Annotated in this window: 22 protein-coding genes, 2 tRNA genes and 2 pseudogenes; 14 read left to right on the forward strand and 12 right to left on the reverse strand. The window is 59.5% G+C overall.

The window, feature by feature from the left end:
- Positions 1-176 precede the first annotated feature (176 nt).
- Both ACR3FE_RS08855 and ACR3FE_RS08860 read left to right on the forward strand, forming a co-directional pair.
- Positions 177-252: transfer RNA gene (locus ACR3FE_RS08855), tRNA-Cys, on the forward strand.
- Between the two features lie 408 nt (positions 253-660).
- Positions 661-1,842 (forward strand): MFS transporter, encoded by a 1,182-nt coding sequence (locus ACR3FE_RS08860; protein ID WP_458206747.1) that lies wholly within the window; start codon positions 661-663, stop codon positions 1,840-1,842.
- On the opposite strand, the gene ACR3FE_RS08865 is transcribed toward ACR3FE_RS08860, so the two are convergent.
- A complete protein-coding gene (locus ACR3FE_RS08865) occupies positions 1,839-2,804 on the reverse strand; it encodes a Gfo/Idh/MocA family protein (protein ID WP_458206748.1) in 966 nt (321 codons plus the stop codon). The two genes, ACR3FE_RS08860 and ACR3FE_RS08865, sit on opposite strands and share 4 nt — an antisense overlap.
- A 91-nt stretch (positions 2,805-2,895) precedes the next feature.
- On the opposite strand from ACR3FE_RS08865, the gene ACR3FE_RS08870 reads away from it, so the two are divergent.
- Positions 2,896-3,708 (forward strand): hypothetical protein, encoded by an 813-nt coding sequence (locus ACR3FE_RS08870; RefSeq protein WP_458206749.1) that lies wholly within the window; start codon positions 2,896-2,898, stop codon positions 3,706-3,708.
- A gap of 14 nt (positions 3,709-3,722) precedes the next feature.
- Here the strand turns inward: ACR3FE_RS08870 and ACR3FE_RS08875 are convergent, their stop codons facing one another.
- The 3 genes from ACR3FE_RS08875 to ACR3FE_RS08885 all read right to left on the reverse strand — a co-directional run bounded on the left by ACR3FE_RS08875 (position 3,723) and on the right by ACR3FE_RS08885 (position 4,767).
- Positions 3,723-3,923, reverse strand: a complete 201-nt coding sequence (locus tag ACR3FE_RS08875) for a DUF8123 family protein (protein ID WP_458206750.1) — start codon at positions 3,921-3,923, stop codon at positions 3,723-3,725.
- Positions 3,924-4,153: 230 nt separating this feature from the next.
- Positions 4,154-4,438, reverse strand: coding sequence for a translation initiation factor eIF-1A (eif1A, locus tag ACR3FE_RS08880; protein ID WP_458206751.1), 285 nt, complete (start codon positions 4,436-4,438; stop codon positions 4,154-4,156).
- Between the two features lie 255 nt (positions 4,439-4,693).
- A tRNA-Lys gene (locus ACR3FE_RS08885) sits at positions 4,694-4,767 on the reverse strand.
- Positions 4,768-4,877: 110 nt separating this feature from the next.
- On the opposite strand from ACR3FE_RS08885, the gene ACR3FE_RS08890 reads away from it, so the two are divergent.
- Positions 4,878-6,188, forward strand: a complete 1,311-nt coding sequence (locus tag ACR3FE_RS08890) for a M20/M25/M40 family metallo-hydrolase (RefSeq protein ID WP_458206752.1) — start codon at positions 4,878-4,880, stop codon at positions 6,186-6,188.
- Positions 6,189-6,194: 6 nt separating this feature from the next.
- On the opposite strand, the gene ACR3FE_RS08895 is transcribed toward ACR3FE_RS08890, so the two are convergent.
- Positions 6,195-6,893, reverse strand: coding sequence for a DUF7119 family protein (locus ACR3FE_RS08895; protein WP_458206753.1), 699 nt, complete (start codon positions 6,891-6,893; stop codon positions 6,195-6,197).
- Between the two features lie 232 nt (positions 6,894-7,125).
- Here ACR3FE_RS08895 and ACR3FE_RS08900 point away from each other — a divergent pair, with 232 nt between their 5' ends.
- The 5 genes from ACR3FE_RS08900 (at position 7,126) to ACR3FE_RS08920 (ending at position 11,069) form a co-directional block, all read left to right on the forward strand.
- Positions 7,126-7,602 carry a DUF8215 family protein gene (locus tag ACR3FE_RS08900; RefSeq protein WP_458206754.1) on the forward strand — a complete coding sequence of 159 codons (477 nt, stop codon included), beginning with the start codon at positions 7,126-7,128 and terminating at the stop codon, positions 7,600-7,602.
- A gap of 15 nt (positions 7,603-7,617) precedes the next feature.
- On the forward strand, positions 7,618-8,433 hold the full coding sequence (locus tag ACR3FE_RS08905; protein WP_458206755.1) for a DUF7983 family protein: 816 nt from the start codon (positions 7,618-7,620) through the stop codon (positions 8,431-8,433).
- Positions 8,434-8,787: 354 nt separating this feature from the next.
- Positions 8,788-9,417 (forward strand): VOC family protein, encoded by a 630-nt coding sequence (locus tag ACR3FE_RS08910; RefSeq protein WP_458206756.1) that lies wholly within the window; start codon positions 8,788-8,790, stop codon positions 9,415-9,417.
- 442 nt (positions 9,418-9,859) lie between these two features.
- On the forward strand, positions 9,860-10,243 hold the full coding sequence (locus ACR3FE_RS08915; RefSeq protein ID WP_458206757.1) for a hypothetical protein: 384 nt from the start codon (positions 9,860-9,862) through the stop codon (positions 10,241-10,243).
- A complete protein-coding gene (locus ACR3FE_RS08920) occupies positions 10,236-11,069 on the forward strand; it encodes a glycosyltransferase family 2 protein (RefSeq protein WP_458206758.1) in 834 nt (277 codons plus the stop codon). Before ACR3FE_RS08915 ends, ACR3FE_RS08920 begins: the two co-directional genes overlap by 8 nt.
- A gap of 594 nt (positions 11,070-11,663) precedes the next feature.
- On the opposite strand, the gene ACR3FE_RS08925 is transcribed toward ACR3FE_RS08920, so the two are convergent.
- Positions 11,664-11,933, reverse strand: coding sequence for a HalOD1 output domain-containing protein (locus ACR3FE_RS08925; RefSeq protein WP_458206759.1), 270 nt, complete (start codon positions 11,931-11,933; stop codon positions 11,664-11,666).
- 394 nt (positions 11,934-12,327) lie between these two features.
- On the opposite strand from ACR3FE_RS08925, the gene ACR3FE_RS08930 reads away from it, so the two are divergent.
- Positions 12,328-12,705: a DUF7344 domain-containing protein gene (locus tag ACR3FE_RS08930; protein ID WP_458206760.1), complete on the forward strand. Its 378-nt coding sequence runs from the start codon at positions 12,328-12,330 to the stop codon at positions 12,703-12,705.
- A 41-nt stretch (positions 12,706-12,746) separates the two neighbouring features.
- On the opposite strand, the pseudogene ACR3FE_RS08935 reads toward ACR3FE_RS08930, so the two are convergent.
- A pseudogene (locus tag ACR3FE_RS08935) lies at positions 12,747-13,594 on the reverse strand (IS5 family transposase).
- A 68-nt stretch (positions 13,595-13,662) separates the two neighbouring features.
- A pseudogene (locus tag ACR3FE_RS08940) lies at positions 13,663-14,069 on the reverse strand (MBL fold metallo-hydrolase RNA specificity domain-containing protein); the annotation flags it as partial.
- A 142-nt stretch (positions 14,070-14,211) separates the two neighbouring features.
- Between ACR3FE_RS08940 and ACR3FE_RS08945 the strand changes: the two are divergent.
- Entirely contained in the window at positions 14,212-15,615 is a 1,404-nt protein-coding gene (locus ACR3FE_RS08945; protein WP_458206761.1) for a DUF4397 domain-containing protein, read from the forward strand.
- Between the two features lie 80 nt (positions 15,616-15,695).
- On the opposite strand, the gene ACR3FE_RS08950 is transcribed toward ACR3FE_RS08945, so the two are convergent.
- Positions 15,696-16,931: an MBL fold metallo-hydrolase gene (locus ACR3FE_RS08950; protein ID WP_458206762.1), complete on the reverse strand. Its 1,236-nt coding sequence runs from the start codon at positions 16,929-16,931 to the stop codon at positions 15,696-15,698.
- Positions 16,932-16,940: 9 nt separating this feature from the next.
- Positions 16,941-17,252 (reverse strand): hypothetical protein, encoded by a 312-nt coding sequence (locus ACR3FE_RS08955; protein ID WP_458206763.1) that lies wholly within the window; start codon positions 17,250-17,252, stop codon positions 16,941-16,943.
- 548 nt (positions 17,253-17,800) lie between these two features.
- On the opposite strand from ACR3FE_RS08955, the gene ACR3FE_RS08960 reads away from it, so the two are divergent.
- The 3 genes from ACR3FE_RS08960 to ACR3FE_RS08970 all read left to right on the forward strand — a co-directional run bounded on the left by ACR3FE_RS08960 (position 17,801) and on the right by ACR3FE_RS08970 (position 18,399).
- Entirely contained in the window at positions 17,801-17,926 is a 126-nt protein-coding gene (locus ACR3FE_RS08960) for a hypothetical protein (RefSeq protein WP_458206764.1), read from the forward strand.
- A gap of 62 nt (positions 17,927-17,988) precedes the next feature.
- Positions 17,989-18,153 (forward strand): hypothetical protein, encoded by a 165-nt coding sequence (locus tag ACR3FE_RS08965; RefSeq protein WP_458206765.1) that lies wholly within the window; start codon positions 17,989-17,991, stop codon positions 18,151-18,153.
- 111 nt (positions 18,154-18,264) lie between these two features.
- The gene (locus tag ACR3FE_RS08970) at positions 18,265-18,399 is read left to right on the forward strand and encodes a DUF7503 family protein (RefSeq protein WP_458206766.1); all 135 of its coding nucleotides are present in this window, start codon (positions 18,265-18,267) and stop codon (positions 18,397-18,399) included.
- Positions 18,400-18,403: 4 nt separating this feature from the next.
- Here the strand turns inward: ACR3FE_RS08970 and ACR3FE_RS08975 are convergent, their stop codons facing one another.
- Together ACR3FE_RS08975 and ACR3FE_RS08980 are read right to left on the reverse strand one after the other, a co-directional pair.
- Entirely contained in the window at positions 18,404-20,482 is a 2,079-nt protein-coding gene (locus tag ACR3FE_RS08975) for a hypothetical protein (protein ID WP_458206767.1), read from the reverse strand.
- A gap of 27 nt (positions 20,483-20,509) precedes the next feature.
- A complete protein-coding gene (locus tag ACR3FE_RS08980) occupies positions 20,510-21,199 on the reverse strand; it encodes a DUF7504 family protein (RefSeq protein ID WP_458206768.1) in 690 nt (229 codons plus the stop codon).
- Positions 21,200-21,239 lie beyond the last annotated feature (40 nt).

The following is a 21,239-nucleotide window of genomic DNA, read 5'->3' on the forward strand; positions in this document are numbered from 1 at the left end:
CCTGCCTGCGTTTCGGTCAGTACTGGAGTGCGCGAGCCTCTGGGAAATCCGATTCGCCGCCTCCATTCATACCTGAACCCCACGTAGAGCATTCGCTCCGCGTGGGGTTTCTCTATTTACGGCGATGTCCCCTACATCGCTATATTTAAAGCAACCGAACCCAAAGAGCAATCTGCGCCAAGGTGGCAGAGTCCGGCCGAACGCAGCGGCCTGCAGAGCCGCCCATCGCCGGTTCAAATCCGGCCCTTGGCTTTTCATCACTACTTCTCGAAGAGACGTTTCCGTACGTTCCGAAGCGGATTCGAACGATCAGTATCTACGTTCGAAGTTGTAACTGACGACTGACACTCCTCGACGATCTCGTAGTACTCACAGTAATACACCGCTCACACCATCCTTCCACAATACGACACTATCGACGAGAGTTTCTGACGGTTAGTTGTCGATTCTGGTGTTTCCATCCAAGAACGAGTATCGAGGTGTAACTTTCCTTGGCCGCATCGACGACCTTGCAGACCACGGTGCTGACCACACAGACGAGACTGTATCGTCGAGAGCAGTGATGCCTTATTGGTTCCCCGCTCTGTCGAAGATGATTCCATTTTGCGGCTGTTGAACCTCGAACGTGGATATATCCTCGTTCCCATCGAGTAAGCTGGCATGACGACCGCAGACGAACGCACTCGGGCGACCGTTCCGTGGCGGTCGACGACGGTTCGGGTCGTGCTCGCCAGCACGGCGCTGGCCCCGTTGGGTGTCCCGCTCGTCAGCCCTGCACTCCCGGTCATCCGCAATACGTTCGGGATCACCGACGCACAGGCGAGCCTGCTCATCTCGGTGTACTTTCTGACGGGCATCGTCCTCTCCCCGTTCATCGGTATCCTGGCCGACCGACTCGGCAGACGACACGTCCTCATCCCATCCCTGTTCGTGTTCAGCCTCGGTGGGGGTGCCCTCGCGCTGTCACCCGATTTCACGACCCTGCTGGTGATCCGTCTCGTCCAGGGAACCGCTGCCGCTGGCATCTTCATCACAACCGTCACACTCATTGGAGACGTATTCGACGGTGTCCAGCGAAACGCAGTCCTCGGTATGAACACGGCGGTGCTGTCGGCAGGTGCGGCACTCTACCCGCTCGTCGGCGGCGTACTCGTCGGCTACTCGTGGAACGCTCCGTTTCTGGCCTATCTCGCGGGACTCCCGGTTGCCCTGTTCGCCCTGCTATTGCTCGACGAACCGATAAGCGAGCGCGAATCTCGGAGCCTCGCGTACGTTAGAGGGGCACTCTCCGCGCTCACGGGGCGACGCACGGCCACCTTTTACGGCTCGGCGTTCTTCACCGAGGTGCTGCTGTTCGGATCGGTGTTCACCGCACTTCCCTTTCTGCTCACCGAGCAGTTCGCACTCTCGCCGGTACTCATCGGTCTCGTCGTGACCGTCGCGGAAGGGGTGTCGGTCGGCGCCGCCGCACAGAATGGTCGATTCGCCCGGTATCTCTCGAACGGTGCTATCGTCACGCTGGGGTTCGTCTCCTACGCCATCGGTCTGTTCGGCATCTGGCTCGCTCCGACCGTCCTTCTGGTCGGACTCAGTGTGATGTTCATCGGTGCTGGTGTCGGCCTGAGCATGCCGTCAGTAGACGCGGCTATCAGCGGCCTCGTCTTGCCGAAATTTCGCGCGGGTGCGCTGAGTATCCGCAACAGTACGACGTTCCTCGGTCGGGCGACCGGCCCGGTGCTGTTCGCGGGGCTCGCGGTAGCCACCGGGTATCGTCCACTGTTGTTCGCTGCGGGTGTAGTCGCACTGGCGTGGAGCGTCGTCGTCTTCGTTTCGACACGCTAGAGCGAGACGGGTCGCCCCTCACGAGCACTCTTGTACAGCGCGTCGATGACGGTCATCGTTCGCACTGCTTCGTCGGCGTCCGTGTCCGGTCGCGTATCGGATTCGACGCAATCGACGAAGTGCTCGACCTCGAGCGCGTACTGGTTCACCGGATCGAACTGTTCCGTGACCTGGCGGCCGTCGATCGCGTATTTGAGTTCGGTTCCCGCATCCCCTCGTGGGACGAACGCTTCCGGGGCTTCGAGCCACCCCTCCGTCGCTTCGACGCGGTAGGATTGCGTATCCATCGTCGTGAATCCCGAGGACAGCTCGGCTGTCGCACCGTCTTTGTATTCGAGTATCGCCGTCAGTTCGGTATCGACGCCACTGTCCATCGTATCTGCCGTCGTCGCGTACACTCGTTCGGGTTCGCCGAGGAACAGGCGCGCCGCGGTGACCGCGTAGCACCCGACATCCATCAAGCTCCCTCCCGCGAGCGATGGGTCGAGGCGCACGTTCTCCGTGTCGCGCATCGGGAACTGGAAGGTGGCTTTCACGGAGCGCACGTCCAGTTCGGTTGCGATCTCGACGGCCCGCCGCGTCCGAGGATGGTAGCGGTACATGAACGCCTCCATAAGGGTGACTCCCTGTCGGTCGCAGTACGTCCCCATCTCGCGGGCTTCGTCGGCATCGACTGCAAGCGGTTTCTCACAGAGAACGTGGAGTCCGTGGTCGGCGGCGCGTTTCGTCCACTCGGCGTGCAGTGCGTTCGGAAGTGGATTGTACACCGCGTCCACGGATTCGTCTTCGAACAACTCCTCGTAGTGGCCGTACGCCCGGGGAATTTCGAGTCGATCTGCGACGTCTTCGGCGCGCGCCTCGTCCCGTGACGCGATAGCGACGACGTCGTGCCCTGCATCTCGAATCGCGGGGACGACCACTTTCGTGCCGATGTTCGCGGTGCTGATAACGCCGAATCTCATACCTAGCGTTCATCTCCCCGTGTGAAGAAAGCGGGTGTCCTGCTATCGGCAAAAAGTAACCATTATACCCCACGCGAACTGGGGCTAGGATATGCAAGGACGAGCAGCGGGCATTTACATCGCCGTCTTTCTCGTTATCGCTGCCGGAGCGTACTCACTCATCGGAGTCGCTCAGGAACCGACGGTTTCGGTCGAGAACCCAGATAAGACCCTCTCCAAGCAGGGACAGAAGCTCAGCGTCGACGGGCGACAGTACAACGTCACCTCTCTGAGCGATGGCTCGGCGAAGGTCGCGTGGACACAGAAGTCCGCCACCTATTCGGCGGAGTTGCAGAACAACTCCACGGTCGAGCGCGGCAACAAGACGTTCCGCCTCCTCATCCCGAACCAGTCGAACCCGAATAAGGCGACGCTTCGTGAGGTGCAGAACCTGAGCAATGGCACGCAGACGGTCCAACAGAGCGGCCAGACCTACGTCGTGGTCAACGAGAGCGGCGGCAACAAATCGCTCGTTCCGGTCGAGCAGTACAAACGCCAGCAGTTCGGCCAACCCGAGACTCGAACTCTCAGAAAAGGCAACGACTTCCAGTACCAGAACAACTCCACGACGGTCTCGAACATCACGAAGGAGTCGGTGATGCTCCAGTGGAAGGGCCCGAAGACGACGGAAACATCCATCTCCGACGGTGGAACGGTCGATCTCGGCCCGAACAACAAGACGTTCGTGGCGCACAGTGAGGGTGGTAAAGTCCTCCTGTCGCAGGACGTGAAAGGCTACAACGAGCAGAAGCAGGAGATCGGACACTTCAACGAGCGCATCGCAGGTCTCTGGGGCGTCTCCATCCTCAGCTTCCTTGCGGCGGCACTGTTGGCGATGTTCGCCTACATGCCGTTCAAGGGATAACCGAAAAACTACTTTTACGTTCGTGCGAGCCACGCCAGAGCGCCGCCGATACCGACCGCAGCGAGCGCGCCGACTATCTGCCCGAGTGCGAGCACGGCGCTGCCGGATTTGTGCGACCACGGCATTCCGACGAGCGTTGCGATTCCGACGAGGACGAGGAATGCGCCGATAGCGATTCCGAGCGGTTCGAGTGAATCCGAGACGTAGCGGTTCATATCCGTGTTCTGTGTTCGGCTAACTTATAATGGCTACTGAACGACGGTGGCTGCCGCACCAGGTGATTACCGCACGGGCGACTGCCGCGCGTGGTGGCTGTCGAACGCGGTGGCTGTCGCACACAGTGGCTACTCGGTCGTACTGATCGATAGCAAATAGATGTCTCTGGACGTCGATCTCGGTACAAATCGATTTTTCGACGCTCGCGCCGTTTCCGGCGAAGCTGGGCTTACTGAATGTGGCCTTCGCGTCGAAGCTGGTCGGCGTCTTGTCCGGTGTAGCGCCACTCGATGTTGGCTTTCTCGTCCTGCCAGTCCCAGGGTTCGACGAGGACGACGTCCCCCTCGTTGATCCAGGTTCGGTATTTCATCCGGCCAGGAATGCGGCCCATCCGGTTCTCGCCGTCTTCACAGCGAACGCGGACGTGGTTCCCGCCATTGTGTTGGGTTACGACACCGAACATCTCGTCACTATTGGGCATCCGAAGGTTTCGACGCTCTGTTTCTTCACTCACGTGTCTTCTTTGGTGCGGACACGGTTAAATCATTGGAGACGCGAGGTATCATTTGACACGGGGTGCGGTTCAGCGAGCACACGCTTCGCGGTGCTCGCCGAGTTGTTCGCAGAAGTGGGCTGGAAGGGATTATGAACCACGCCAAGCGGTTCCTGCTCGTTCGCTCCTTATAGTCGCTCACTGCGCGGGCGTGCCTCTCGTCTAATTCAAATCCCTTCGTGCCGCTTCGCTCGTCTCCTTCGTTCCTCGCAGAAGCGGGCTGGAAGGGATTTGAACCCCTGGCCGTCTGGTTAAAAGCCAGACGCTCTGCCTAACTGAGCTACCAGCCCTCAACTGCTCTTGCGGGTGGTGACGGTTAAACGTTTACCATTCCGTCCCGGAACCTGACCGGGATTTCGATGTCAGCAAGGTTTACCATTCCCACCCCCACTGTCGAATCATGACCGAGTTCGCCGACGCACAGGGCGACGAATTGCGCGAGTTCACCGAACGACTCCTCGCATTCGACACGACCGGAGGGCAGGAAGGCCCCGCACAGGGATGGCTCGCCGACCGACTCACCGAGTTGGGATTCGAGACCTACGAGTGGACCGCCGACGCCCAGCAGTTGGCCGATCACCCCTCGTTTCCCGACGACCCTGCCGATATCGAACACACCGAAGCCAGTGCTGCCGGGCCGACGCTCGCCGAGCGCCCGAGCGTCGCAGGGGTGCTGGAGTTCGGCGACCCAGACGCTGGCCCGACGCTCGTCCTGAACGGCCACATGGACGTCGTGCCGGTGACCCGCGAATCGTGGGACACCGACCCCTTCGAACCGACGTGGGACGGCGACGACCTCACGGCCCGCGGCGCGGCGGACATGAAATCCGGGTTGGCGGCCTGTGTGTTCGCGGCGAAACACCTCGAGGAAGACCATGCCGCGGGCGGTGCCGCGATCGATGGCGGAGAACTGAACGGCAGGATCGTCGTCGAGAGCGTCGTCGGCGAGGAAGAGGGCGGACTGGGTGCGGCGGCGGCAGCCCTCTCGAATCCTTACCCCTTCGAGCGCGACGCGGCCATCGTCGCGGAGCCGACCGATCTCACGGCAGTCGTCGCCACCGAGGGGAGTGTGATGAAGCGCCTCCACCTCACCGGTCGCTCCGCGCACGCGGCCACGCGCTGGCGCGGGAAGAGCGTTCTCCCGCACTTCGAGCGAATCCGGCAGGCTGTCTTCGAACTCGAAGCCGAACGAAGCGAGTCGGTGACCCATCCTCTCTACGACGAGTTCGAGATCCCGTGGCCCGCCGTCGTCGGTACCGTCGAAGCAGGGACGTGGTCGTCTTCGGTTCCCGCGACGCTCACCGCCGAACTGCGTCTCGGCGTCGCCCCGGGAGAGACGGTGGCCGAAGTCGAAGCAGCCTACGAAGAACGACTCGCGGACGTGGTCGCCGAGAGCGAGTGGCTCAGCGAGCATCCCCCCGAGTTCGAGCGATTCTCCATCCAGTTCGAGCCTGCCGAAACCGATGCAGACGAACCTGTCGTGGGCGCGCTCCAGTCGGCGATGGCCGACCACGGACTCGACACTGCCCTCCGCGGCGAGACCTACGGCGCGGATTCGCGCCACTACGTCGCCGCCGGAATCCCGACCGCGCTGTTCGGGCCGGGCACCATCGAGCAGGCGCACTTCCCGAACGAGACGGTTCACTGGTCGGACGTAGAGACGGCAGGTGCAGTGCTGGTCGACGCGGCGCGCGGGTTTCTCGTCGAATGATTCCGCCTACTCGAACTCGCGTTCGAGCGCCCGAACGACCACGTCTTCCGGTTCCTCGCCCGCGAGCGCGGCCTCACGTCGGAGTTCGCGGTACACCTCAGGTGGGAGCGTGAGCGTCATTCGTCCGGGGGTGACACCGTGATTGCGGAGGGCGCGCTCGACGGGAGCTCCATTGTTGATCTCGCTGACGATCGCGCGAACCTCTCGGACGGTCAGCGAATCGTCGAGGATGGCCCACGCGAGCTGGAAGCGGGCGTCGCCACCGACCCGTGCGATGTGCTTCGCCGCCGTCGGCGCGATGTGGCCGACTGCGACGTGGCGGCGAACCGACCGCGGCAGGTCGTGAACCCGCGCCCACTTGCGGATGAAGGCCACCGTCGCGTCCCCACCTGCTCGCTCTGCGGCGCCTTTGTACGACCCTTCGCCGCGGACGAGTGCGGCACAGGCCGCGGCCCCCCGGAGCATGTAGACGTTGTCCTCGCTCCCGGCGCTCCCCTCTGCGAACGCTCGGACGGTCTGTGCCGCCTCTTCGACGCTCTCGGGGTCGTCCGGGTCGAACGCTTTCGCTTCGTCCGCGTGCTCGCCCGTGATCGACCTGTCGCCACGGATGACGGGTTCACCGACCGGTGATTCCCGATCTGCGGGTGGGGTTCGGTCGGTTGGGGAATCGTGCTCGTCGGGCGATTCGTCGGGGTCTTCGGTCATCGTCCGACGATTGGTCTGACACAGCAAAAAGGGATTGCTCACGGAAACGGCTGTGGGCGTTCTGATGACTTTCGCTCCACCGATCTAATGTACTGAAATCTACTGAAACGCACTGAAATGTACTACCCGATTCACCCTGTGCGATACCGGATGCTTACGGTTCTCGCATTCTCCACAGTTCTCGCATCCTTCCACCGTACGTTTATATGCGAAGCCGCCGAAAATGCCTGCCGTGACGGGTCGCAGCACGGACTACGCGATCGAAGAGCGTCAACTGCAACAGCGCGAGGGAAAAGAGGGCGTCGAGAAGTGGATCGAAAACGTGTTCTTCGCCCTCGGAGAGGTGACGTTTCTCGCGCTGCCCGCCTTCGCCGCGCTGATGGACGCCGTCCCGAATGCGCCGACGAAGTTCGTCGCATTGTTCGCGTGGGTGTCGCTCACGCTCACGACGGGAACGCTTCGCGGCGAGCGGTTCGCCACCGAGTGGCCATCCCTGACGCCGCTGTCGTTGATCGCCAGACTGGCGTACTACAACGCGGTGGTGCTGCTGGTAACGGAGGCTGGCGTGCAGGCAGACCTCGCGTTCCACTCGCCGGTCGTGACCGCCGGGGTTGCCGTGGTGCTTTCGGTCGTGGCCGGAGTGGCGTTCCCGCGACTCACCAGCCGAGTCACCGATGGTGTCGGGCGTGCGAGCAGCGACCCCAACTAGGACCAAAACCGACACATGCGAGACGAAGACTACGACCCGACAACCTGCCCAGCCGCCGGATGCGACTACGAGGATTCCATCCGCGCGGTCGCCGCGCACATCAGCGGAACGGATGACGACCGTCACGCGTGGGAGAACCTCGTCTTCGATGGGGCCCGCGACTTCGTGATGGAAGAGAAACGACGCCAGCGCGACGGGACGGGTGAGCCGTCCACGTCTCCTTTGCGGTCGTCTTCGTCAGCTCCGCAGTCATCTCCATCGACTCCACAGTCGTCTCCGTCATCGTCACCGACGTCATCCCCGAACAGAGATCTCGACGCCGACGAGCCGGTCGAACTCGACCTCGATTTCGCTCGGGACGCGCTCTTGTTGCTCGATCTCGTTCGCCGGTACGACGCCGACTCGTTGGACGACCTCGACACGTCCCGACTGGTGAACCTCTATGCGTTGTTGTCCGACGTGTATCGCGGTGCCAACGACGCGAGAAAGCAGGTTCGCGACGTGCTGGCCGACCGCTTGCAGGACGACAGCGAGGTACCTGCTGACTTCGGCTCGGTTCGACGGTACACCAGTCGACGTCGGAACCTGAAAGACGAGGGTGTCGTCCATTCCGAACTGGAACGGGCCGGTATCGACCCCCGCGAGGCGATGAGTTTTGATACCAAGAAACTCAAGCAGTTCGCCGAAGAGCGCGGACTTGACGAATCCGCAGTCTTCGACTTCGAAGATCGAACCTACGTCAAGAAAGCGACTAAGGACGCCGACAGTAGCCGAAACGACGCCTTCGAACGACTCGACTCCGAGATTCGAGAACTGGTCGAATATCTCTGACGATCATCAAGATGGTACTGTCTAGTTAAGCGATTCTGGTGTAGAGTGGCGTTTCAACGTCTCTCCCGTGAGTGGTTAACGAATCCCTCTCGTCTCATTATGACGAGGTTTTCGGCGAAGCAATTGAATTCAGTCTTCTCACGGTGCAGCCGATCTCACCCTCAAAAATCAGTTACTACGAACAGTGCATAAAATCCCCTCCATCTTACCGCTGTCGCTTGGTTTTCCCTATCTAGACAGTGCCATCAAGATCGATCTGGACGGAGGCCGATATCACCTGACATCGATGTAACGTGGTGTCATCGCTGTCCACGAGCGTATAACTTCGTCCGAGACGAACCGCGAAACGATTCCATGCCCGACGACACATCTTTCGACCCACCGATCACAGCTGACCGACCCGACAGTCCGTTTCACGTCACCGGCACCGACCATATCACGCTCATCGGGAGCAACGAGGAGGACACCATCGAATTCTACCGCGACGTACTCGGCATGCCCCTCGTTCTGCGTCAGCCGAATCTCGACGCGCCGAACGTCACACACCTCTTTTTCGACACGGGCGACGGTCGCATCATCACGTTCTTCGTCGAAGAAGGGCGACAGTCGAACCCTGCCCGGCAACGAACCGGAATCGGCGGGGTTCACCACCTCGCGTTCCGGTTCGACCCGGAACGCATGGCCGACGTTCGTGAGGGGCTCGAAGCGCACGGCCACGGGTACAACGAGTTCGACCGGAGTATCTTCTACTCGCTATACACCAGCGACCACAACGGTCTCGTCATCGAGCTGACGACCGACAAGTTCGACATCCCCGACGACAGGCGCGCCGAAGTGCTCGCACTCGCCCAACAGAAGCGCGTCGAAGCGGGTGCCGACTACGCCAAAGAAGAGCACCTCGAAGCCGCGCTCGAAGAACTCGACATTCCCGTCGAATCCGTCGACCTCCCCGACGCACCCACCGGGGCTGGCGGATTGGACTGACGACGAAAATGATGAGGACGGCGATGACGGTGACGACGAGACTCCAAGGTCATCACAGCTGCCGTTCTAGGACGATTACCTGCTGTTCACGCAGGCACCCTGCCTGGTCACTGCTCTCACTGGCGGTCGATATCTTCCCTGGGAAATTGTGAGCACACGCCTGCACGAATCTCGGTGGGAAGCAGTCGAACGACCGTCCGAACGAGGAGATTCACGAAGAAGACTCGATACGGAGAACCCTTGCCGGAGGAACTCTCGCTGTACACGATACTCCGTCTTTATGTACTGCCACCCACCACGACGCCGGTGAATCGCCTCGGGGTCAAGCCCCGGGGCGTTCTCCTAAACCGCCGGTAAAAGATTACTCTCGGCACTTCGCGCCTCGGATTCGAATCGTCTGGGGCCACTATTCTTATGCTCGATACTCGAATGGACAGAAGTAATGTATGCGTCCTCGCAAATCGTCGATGCACTCGGTCATCCGGGGCGCATCGGAACCGAGGTGAACCTCTATCTCCTCCGTCGATTGGTCGGCAACGACGGTGCCGTCGATATCTTCGACGAGGATTGGGACAACCTCGTCATCCTCGACGTCTGTCGCTACGACGCTTTCGCTGTAAGGTCGTCGTTGCCGGGCATGCTCTCCGTCGTCGGCACCGGCCCACGCGAAGAATGGATGCGCGAGCAGGCCGCGAGATTCAGCGTCGAAGACATCGTCGAGTTCTACGGCTTCGTGTCGAACGAGCGATTACCCGAGGTGTACGCGAATCACGACCAGGAGATAACCGACGATCGCCCCCGAAGAACTCAACCTGCCCATGACTGACGAACCGGTCGACGTGGTCATCCCGTACAGCCCTGCGCACACCCCGGAGCAGTTGCGCGACCGAGCAGTCGAGTCTGTGCGGTCGCAGACGGTTCCTGCGGAACCCATCGTCGTCACCGACGACGGACAACGGGACGTCGCATGGGCGCGCAATCAGGGTCTCGACCGGTCGAGCAACCGCTTCGTCGCGTTTCTCGACGCCGACGATTACTGGAAACCAGAGAAGCTCGAAACACAACTGACGGTGCTCCGGGACGCGAGCGCGGCTCTCTGTCTGACGGCGACCGAGCGTTCCGACGGAACCGTGGCCGACGTGGCCGCAGAAACGGCGATCGAGTTCGCTGCGAATGTGTTCCTCGGCACCGTCACCAGTTTCACCTCGTCAATGCTCGTCGATACGGAGCAGACGGACGCCCGATTCGACGAATCGTTCTACCGACTGGAAGACCATCTATTCGCGCTCGAAGTCGCGCATGATGGCGGGTACTGCTTCGTGAACGATGTGCTCACCCACGTCGAAAAACACGACGACGGTTTCTCAGCGACCGAGGACTACCAGCAGAAGTTACGGGCGAAAGAACGGTTCCACGAACAGGCACTCGAACTGTTTCCAGTGCTCGCGCGATTCTCGAAGCGATTTTTGGCACGAGCGTACTACCACCACGGTCGACACTGTTACTTCGACGGCGAGTACCGGACGTCGCTCGTGTTCCTTGCACGGTCGTTCGCTAAACGTCCCCAGTTGAAACCCGCCGGTGCGTTCGGACTCTCGCTCGCTCGCTACTGTGGAATGTATGTTTTGCGTCAGGTCGTGGGGCGCAGGTAGCGTCTTCAGGAGACGAGTTCGGCGAACAGCTTCCTGTCTTCTCGTTCGATGCCCTACGGCGTTCCCACATCGAGGTGATTATCGAGTGTCGCCACTGCGGGACGTCCATTGATCCATGGACGACGGTCTGTCCGGCCTGTAGTTCGACTGACTTCGCTCGCTACGAGATTTCGGAGTGATACACTTCCACAATTCGGAGCGTTACCCATCCATTCGACGAGAACCGGCGTCCGACGCTTGACATCCTCCCCGCTCTGAAGGGCTGTCTCTTACCCACAAGTTGAGCCGGTAGTGTGGGATGCATTCGTCGGCGAGAGAAGCCGAGAGCACCGGTCGTCGTCGGTATTCCCTGCTGAGAGAAGCGATACCAGCTGTGAGCGCGCGTCGATTCAAGCAACCCCATGGCCGATCTCCGTCTCGTGTTCTCTCTCTGCCGGCTCGATCACATCTCAAATCGGCGCTGAAAGCGTCCCATACGCCGCTCTGGACTGTCGCAGACTTATAGGCAAGAGACAGCTCTGAAGGGCGAGGGTTCCTCGAAGAGGATATTAATTCCCCTTCGGGGTATCCCACGACTTTAGTCGTATGAGGATGTCAATCTACTTTCACATGGATCTCGCCGTTTTGCCAGACAGTGACAGTCGCCCCTTTCACCGTGAACTCGACTGACGAAATCGTGGTCCCCTCATGGGCGAACAGGTCGTCGAGGGAATCGGGATCGATACAATCATAGAGTGTCCACTCACCCGAATCGAGCTCAATGCCGTCGTGGTCTTCGAGTGCTTCCACGACGACTTCATGGATTCGGATTTCCCCCCATCGGGACACTTCGGTGTTGTCCTCTCCCACATCATCACACTTCACGTGGAGATGTGGAGAGCGGGTATAATAATGGTACTGACTTCCAAAGACAAGGCGAACCACGATCGCCACTTTCACCTACGTAACTGACAGATTTCATTTGAAATAGGAGAAGAAAAGACACTTGCGGTGAGAAGGGGGCGTTTCGTTCCGTGCTTAGTCGAGGTGGATCACCGCCCACTCCGTAAAACATTGCATCGACTCGGTCGAGACGGATGTGACGGCAGTACGAGAATACCTCATTCTGCACTTATGATGTCAGACCACAACCAAAATATTTATTTATATTTAATTGTAAAATATGCAGTGACAAACGATATCATATGGCATACAGAGAATTCTCGGCACGACAGTGCACGAAATGGCATGTAACCCGACTACTCGACGGAGGTTTCCCATGACTCGATTCACTGGCACAGAGCAGTCCGGGGGGCATCCACCATCGCCCTCACTCGACACGTGTCTCGACCTCTTGGCCGACCAGTGGCGGCGTCACCTGCTGTACTACTTCGCCGATTCCGCGTCCGTCACGGCAACTATCGACGAACTCGTCACCTACCTCATCCAGCAGGATACCACGGCGGCCACTGCCGATGAAACGGAGGTCACAATCAGATTGATGCACAACGACCTCCCGAAGCTGGCTGAGTCCGACGTTATCGAGTGGAATCAGGATCACAACGTCGTGCGCAAAGGCCCCACGTTTGAGGAGTTACAGCCCCTGCTTGAACTGATCGACAAGCATCGGGACGAACGCTCCGATGGATGGATGTGAAACGGTCACCATCTCTCTTCAGCAGCCTATACCTGTCCGTGTCACGGTGATTCGCTATCGTTCTCAGAGGCTGCAAGAGCCCTTGCGATGTTGTGAGCGACGCATTTTATGACGAGTTCGCGGAACTGCTTCCGCCAGGCGCGTGACCGCACGAACACTTCGATTTTCTGTTTGATTGCCGCGTTGGCTGTCTCGTTCATGTTCCGCCGATGGTAGGGATCGCTATTCAGTTGTGCATTTCACGCTTTTGGAGTGAAGTAAATTCGTAGTGCTTGATGAGCGGGCGAACGTCGTGTTTGCGAGCGAACCGCCGAAATTTCTGGTCGTCATACCCCTTGTCGCCCGCCAGCACGGTGATGGCTCCACGTTGCGTTTCACCACCTGTGGGGCGATTTGTGTGTCGTGCTTCCGTGTCGTCGTTACGTGAATATCGAGAACTGCGTTGGTTGCTGTATCGACTAATAGCGTCGTCTTAAACTGTTCTTTCGTGAGATTCGTTCTCTTCGTTTAGAGCCAATGCGTGGGCCCGCTCGAATCCGGACGCATCGATACCAGTGATGCCCTTCAGTGGAAGGGTAGCGAGTGAGACGCTCAACAGGATACGCCAGACGGCCATCTCCAGACGGTCGAATGCCTTACAGAGTATCAATAGAGCGGAGAGCGAATTGAGGTCAAGAGCGTGACGGATGCGGAGCATCTCGATGAGTTCGTCAACGAGGTCGCGGCACGTGGTTCTCTTCTTCACTTTCAGACAGAGCAGGACAACGTGTTGTCGGAGCGTGAATCGCTTCCGCGAATAGTAAGTCGAGAACCGTACAACAGTACGGCGGGTCAGCACGACAGCGCGTTTGACGAATCGGAGGAGGCGTGACTTCGGGAGAGCATCCATCGATACCGAAACTACTCACTCGTCATGTTTGTCGGGAAGGGGTTCAACAAAGCCAGCTTTGTGGACGTTCACTCGTCGGCAACTGCTTCCCCAAGTTCGGCGGCACTCGCCTCGTAACCGTCTTCTTGTAGTTCTTCGGCGAACGACTAACATCGATCACCGTGATTCACGAGAATCTTTGAGTCTCGATACGAATCGAGCAATGCCAGAGCGGTCGGAGTGGGCCGAAAAGTCATATAACTCTACCTGTGCGCTCACCGGCATCACCCGCCCGTTGATTGCTGCACGGCCAGCATCTAAGAGCTCTCGACTTGGTAGCCAATCATCGTAATCTTGCTTACCAGATTTGATTGAATTTCCGGAATATACAATCCTATTAGCCCACCACTCAGCATTCCAGACGCGTCACGATGGCCGTGTTCCGGTCGGCGATCTGTTTTCGTTGCCCATCTCGCACGGTGACGAATCGGGTATCGTCCCGTTCTGTCTTTCGGACACGACGATATAATCGGGGAAAGTTATATGAATGTAAAATCCAATTGCTTTGGACGACCACCCTGACTCGTTAGGCGATTTGACTTTATAAGCAATGGCCTATCTATGAGATGGAGACACCGATGCAAACTAGCCGACGTGATACCATAAAAACCCTCGGCGTAGCGGGCGTGGCAACTATATTCAGCGGTGCTGGTGTAATCGGCCTCGTCGGAGCAGACGGTCACGAAGATGGCGGCGACGAAGCGATGGCGGCCGTTCGCGTGGCACACGCCTCGCCGGACGCGCCGAACGTGGACGTGTACGTGGACGGCACGAAAGTCCTCGCTGACGTACCGTTCAAAGCCATCAGCGACTATCTGATGGTTCCAGCCGGCACTCGGAGTGTCGAGGTCACAGCAGCGGGCGACCCCGAAACCGTCGCCTTCTCCGGGGATCTCCCGGTGGAGGCCAAGACCTACACCGTCGCGGCAGTCGGCGAACTGACCAGCGAGGACACCGAGTTCAAGCCGTGGGTGCTACTGGACGACGACAGCGTCTCGGACGGCATGGCGAAAGTTCGTCTCGCGCACGTCGCGCCGGACGCTCCGACCGTGGACGTGACGGTCATGGACGGCGAGACGACGTTGTTCGACGGCGTGAGCTACGGCGAAGCGAGCGACTACCTCGAAGTCGAACCGGGTGACTACACGCTGGAAGTGCGGGGCGACACTGAAGATAACGACGGTGACGTGGCCGCGACGTTCGACGTGACCCTCGAAGCGGGCACCGTCTACACCGCCTTCGCGGAGGGGTATCTCACACCGGACGACGAACCGGCGAACGAACCGTTCGACCTCGTCGTCACCATGGACGGCGTGGCCAAAGACGACGAAAAGTCGAACAAGGGCAAGAGCGACGAGAAGCGGGCCACCGGCATGATTCGGGTCGGCCACCTCTCGCCAGACGCTCCCAACGTGGACGTGTACGTAGACGACTCGAAAGTTCTCTCGGACGTGCCGTTCAAAGCTATTAGCAACTACCTCGATGTGCCAGTCGGCAAGCGCAAAGTCACGATTACGGCCGCGAGCAAACCCGACACCGTGGCGTTCGAAGGGAACCTCCCGGTCAGGAAGAAAGCCTATACGGTCGCGGCAGTCGGCGAACTGACCGGCGAGGACACCGAATTCAAGCCGTGGGTGCTGGCCGACGACGCCAAATCGATGGACGACAAGGCGCAAGTGCGCCTCGCGCACGCCGCGCCGGACGCCCCGGCCGTAGACGTGACGGTCAAAGGAAACGGGATGACGCTATTCGAAGATGCCGCGTACGGCGAGACGGGCGATTACGTGGCTGTGCCGGGTGGATCCTACACCCTCCAAGTCTGGCCCGCAGATGCGGGTGGCTGTGGCGACCCAGTCGCGGAGTTCGACGTAGAGATGACGGCTGGCTGTGCCTACACCGGATTTGCCGCGGGCTATCTCACACCGGACGACGAACCGGTGAACGAACCGTTCGACCTCGTCGTTGTACGCGACGGAATGTAGAACCGCGTAGCACGCGGCGCGACCATTCTTCATAGACAGACGGCGCCCGACTTCTGGTGGTACGGGATGGACGACGTGGCTCACTCACAAATGACTACGTCGACCAGTTCCGGCGCGCTCGCGTCATAGCCGTCGTCTTTCAGTTCCTCGGCGAAATCCTCGCAGCGGTCGCCATGATTGACCAGAACTTCGGCGTCACGATACGAATCCAAAAATTCCAGTAACCCATCTCTGTCGGCGTGCGCCGAGAAGTCGTACGATTCGACCTGTGCGCTGACAGGCATCACTCTGCCATCGATCGCTGCCCTCCCGGCGTCGAGCAGTTCTCGACCCGGCGTCCCTTCGACCTGGTATCCCGTCATCGTGATCTTGTTCGTCGGGTTCGACCGAATCTCCGGGATGTAGGTCATGGCTGGCCCGCCCGAGAGCATCCCGGAAGTCGTCACGATGGCCGTATTCTGGTCGGCGATCCGCCTTCGTTGTCCATCTCGTCCAGTGACGAATCGGGCGTGGGATCTCGCCCGGTCGAGCGCGTCTGCATCGCGGACGAAATCCGGGTATTGGCGGAGGAATCGAGTCACCTGCGTTCCCATTCCATCCACGTAACACGGGATGTCATGTTGCTCGCAGAGCAGCAGCATCTCCTGCGTGCGCCCGATGGCGAAGGCCGGGACGACCACCGTCCCACCTTCCCAGAGGGTCGTCTTCAGGCTCTCGGCGAATCGGGCTTCGATGGTGCCTCTGTCGTCGTGCGTCACGTCGCTGTACGTGCTCTCGGTGATGACGACGTCGGCGTCGGGGCGAGCGGTCGTCCCGGAGACGAGCTGCTGGTCGTCGGTGTGGAAATCGGCGGTGTAGAGCAAGCGCGTCTCGCCGTCGTCCACGAGCACGTGGGCGCTTCCGGGGATGTGGCCTGCGTTGAAGAAGGTCACCTCGTGGCCTGCGGCCTCGAACGACTCGCGGTAGCCGTGGGTCTGGGAGACCTGCGAGACCCGGCGAATCTCCTCTTCCGTGAAGGGACAGTCGTAGCTCCCGCCGTGCAGTTTGAGCGTATCTCTGGCGAGCAACAGCGTCAATTCGTCGGTCGGCGGCGTCCAGTGGATGGGCGGTCGGGCGTCACCCGAGAGGAGCGAGGGAACCGCCCCGACGTGGTCGAGGTGGCCGTGTGAGACGACGACGGCCTCGGGGTCAGGGTCGCCGACTGGAAACTGGGGTGGGTTTCCGGTCTCCATCCCGTAGTCCAGCAAGAGGGCATCGTTCACGAGGATGGCACTCCGGCCGATCTCGCGCGCCCCGCCGAGGAACTCGATCTTCATTAGCGGGCGCTACTCGCCGAACACCTTTTCCTCCGTCGGTTCAGCGTTCTCGACCGTCGAGCGATTTTCCGGTCGGTAACCACCAGCCATCGTCGTTTGTCGTGGGTGGCGAACCTGTCGACGGTCGCGATTCGAACGGTTAACCGCTCGAAGCACTACCGAGTCGATGTCGAGCGGCGGCGGCATCGAGCGTGGGCGACCGACGTAGACTGGCAGGAGGATGTCGTCCGGCCCGCTCGGAAGTAGTGGAGAGAGACGACCCCGTCGGTTGGACGTTCGTCCGGTACAGGTCCTTCGAAAACCTGCACTGGTGATTTCCATGTCAGAGACACCACCGTCCGTCGAGACCGTCTCACTCCGTCCGAGGCTACAACCACTCTCCTTCAAATAGATGATGTTATATTGACCATTTAGAAGAACAGAGGTGACGATTGGAAGTGGGGTATTTATCGAATTGCAGGCGAGAAAGCCCACGATTTTGGTCGTGGGATGAACCATCGTTCTCATCTGTTCTATCGCCCTATTCGAAAGTCTTAGGTGTTCTTCATTCGTATCGCTCTTTTTCGATTCGATGATCCCCATCGGATTCTGCTAGTCCGAAAACTGGCAGTGGACTGGGTGTTTGCCTTACCAAATAAGTAAGCCCACGGACGGTGGATCGACGTAAAACAACCAAGTAACTCCAAATCTCGTCGCGCGTTTCACGCATGTACATGGATGAGATAGGAGTACCGGGAGCATGGCACTCTCATCGGCGTGTCGGGTCGTGAATATAAGTTCCCAAACCAGCCCAATCAGGCGTGGGAAACCCACGACTTTAGTCGTGGGAGCATGTCACTCGCTTCACCACCGTCATACCAATCGATACGATGTGCGCAAATCACTTCGCCTCCGCCCTCTCGAAGGTCTTCGGTTCCGAGGCCCGAACCGACCCGTTCGCCGTCCTCGCCGAGCGACGCGACGACTGGCTCACCGCCGCCGAACTCTGCGACTAGGCAGACGTGTCACGGTCTAACTTCCACTGCGACAAAAGTCGCTCCTACTGGAGTTCGGCCACGTGAAACGATACGAGGTGGAATGCGACGAGTGGGGATTGCCGAGCCACACGCTCGCCGACTCCGAGCAGGCACGGTTGGTCACCGAACTCCACTACGCGCTCGAATCGAAGCTCGCTGCCACCGAATCCCTCCTTGCCGGTGTTCTCGACGGGTTCATGGAGTGAGAAGTCGTCGCCGTCGAGGTTTTGTCACGCAGTGGCAAGTTTGTTTCTAAATTACAATTGTAATATAAATTAAGAAATATATAAATTTGTATGGATTAAATAAGCATTTGCATGTCAGAAAACACCGCACAAGCGTACTTGGCAGAGAACCCACGAATGATCGGCGTCCTGTTCACCATCTGTGTCCTGTTGATGCAGGCCGGGAATGTAGCAGCGGCGGCGTCTAGTACGACAAACGGGCCGTGAAAGGCTAGAAATCAAATGCAGATAGTTCGTCACTCCAGTAGAGTTTGCCATCGATATTGACGGGGAGTAATTCCAAATCCAAAACAGCATCTAGTTCCTCGTTAGTTAGCTGAAATTCAGTCATTTTACCAGAGCCAAGATAGCGAATTGATGGGTCTCCAATTTCTGACGTACACAGGGTTCCAAGACTGTAGACCGACGTAGGAAACGCGCAGTGTTCGAGTACGAACTTATCGCCAGCGCGTTCGACTCGATACATCATCGGAACACCACTGTCGCTTTGACAAAGCGTCAACCCACCATCTCCAATGGTGATGTATTCGGTTCCGACGACGACTTCGTCTTTCGCGAGTGAGAGCGCTGCACGAAGTGAGAATCCCGAGTTGAGCAGGCGAGCGAGTGCGCGACCGACTTTCGTCGCGGAGGAGTTGATGACCTCCGCCAGCGTCACGACGCCGCCGCGACTGCCCTTTTCGATGAGCGTCGCGCCCTGCTCGTAGGAGTGACAGGCATTCAATAAGAACGCGTCGACGTTCACCTCGTCGAGCGAGCGTGCGTCGAGATAGCCGTCGACACACTGGAATCCGTCTTCGTCGACGTGGCCGATGTAGTGGATGAAATCGGCGTCGGCCGCGAACAGCGCGGCTAGGTCGGCCGCCGTCGTCTCCTCGTGGATCGACACGTCGAAGGTGATGAAATCGCGGAGACCGTAGAATTCGCTGACGACGTTCTCCTCGGCCATCTCGTGGTCGTTGCAGACGACGTGAATCTTTAGCGCCGAGTCGTCGGGTGGCGTTCGTTCGACCTCCCGACGGAGCGAGTCCAGCGTGACTTTGTTGGCACCGATTGGATACCCGTTTCCGACCCACGCGTGTTCGATGGTGTTCGCCGATTCGATCTGGAACATCTCGTCGTCGTCCCACGCCCACGATTCGCTCGCACCACGGGTGAAATCGCCGTCGGCGAGGGCCGACCGCGTGAACTCGTCGAACATCTCCGGTGTCGGCTGTGAGGTGTGTCGCGTCGGGTCCCGGGGCGTTCGCAGGAGCGACAGCTCGTCGGCGAAGTACGGGAGTGCAGGGAGGTTCTCGACGGTCGGGACGACGTCGGTTGTCAGGTGCCAGTCCAGAACGTGCGGGTCGAGCGTCTCGAACGGTACCGAAAGGTACGCCTCCAGTTGTTCGGGGAGCGGTCTTCCGTACAGGTCGGTGAAATCGAGGTCTACCAGCGGTTCGATCTGCGTGCGCTCGTGGAGTCCGACCTTGTAGTAGCCCTCGGTCCGAGTGAGACAGTCGAGGAAGAGCACCTGCTGGAGCACGCGATTGACCGTCGCTTCGTATCCACTCGACGAGTCGAGTGGATATTCGAACTCGTTCGCAACGAGTCGAGGGTCGTCCCCGGCGACGAGTTTCGCGCCGAGGTAGTATGCGAGCGACGCTGTCGGGTAGACGAACTCCCGTTCGGGTGGCAGCACGAGTTCGACACCCGTCTCCGGTCGTTCGATACCGTCTGGAACCGTGAACTCGTCACCACGCTCGATGAGCGGTGGATGTCCACGCAGGGTGGGAAACGATCGCTCGCAAGAGGTCGTTTTCAATGCCGACCCGAGCAGCGAGAGTGCTCGCATCGCATCCTCGACGTCGTCGGTGACGGTTATCGTCCCGACCGGGCGCTCGTGAAACGACCGCGCGCCGATTTGAACTGGATGGAAGCCGTCGAATCGAACCGTAACGGACGTCTCGCCGGGACACAGTTCGAGTGCCCCTTCGACGGCGATGTAGAGTTTCATCGGCGTGCTGCTGAGTTCGAGCAGGTACGCTCCGTTGGAAAGCGTCTGGTTGCCACTCGTCGTCGCGTCGGTAATCATCGTGCCGTCCTGTGTTCTCACGATCGTCGAGACGAGTTTCGGAATCTCGATAACCGCAGCGTCGAACTGAACCCCAGTATCGACAGGGAAGTAGAAATCGGCCGTCGTCGTCGACTTCAGCGTGATGGATTCGGAGGTATAGAGTTCGAACCGGGCGTTTTCGATGGGGTCGAAGATGGCGAGTCCCGGACGCCGGTCGAGTGTGTCGAACTCCATTGCTCGTTCGCTCTATTTCTGTCAGGCTTATAGTTCTACCCACACTGTCGTCACGTCGAGTTCAGGCGCGTGCCAGCGCTGTTCGGGCTTCAACCCCGGTCGCTTCCTGAGTTCGATGCGCGCGTCGAACAGTGGGTCGAGCTCGTCTACGACGTCGTCGTCGTCGGAAACGCGGAGGTGGTAGTGTGCCATCCCGTGAACGCCGCGGACGGTGGCGGTGATGGTTCGCAGCGCCCGCTTGGTTGCCGCCATCTCACGTTGGACGAACGGAAACAGAGAGTCGACGCCGACACGCAACTCTGCGGGTTCCAGTCCACCATCATGATCTTCGAAGAAGCTAATCGCGGTCTGAATCTCGTCGCGGAGTTGATGGATATCGTTTTTCTGCGGTGGGTTGAGATAGGACGTAACTGCCGTCGCCGCAGCGGGAACCGACCGTTCGCCGTGTCGTTGGTCGATGAGCCACGTCGTTGAATCCTCGACTGATGCGTAGTCCGGAAGGCGAGTTTCGGGATCGTGAATCGTCCGGTCGATGAGGGCCAGGATGCGATATCTGCGGTGGACACGTCCGAAGAGAGTTCGCGCGGCCCGAGCCGATACGGTATCCGGAACGTTTCCGGTGACGAGGATATTGCTTCCGCGCTGTTTCAGCTTTCGAAGCCAGGGTTGGAAGGTAACACAGTCGCCATCTTCGCGAAACCGGATCGCTGCAGTCATACGTTATGTGATGACAATGTTGTAAATAAGTGTGCTGGAA

Source organism: Haladaptatus rarus, from assembly GCF_054177585.1.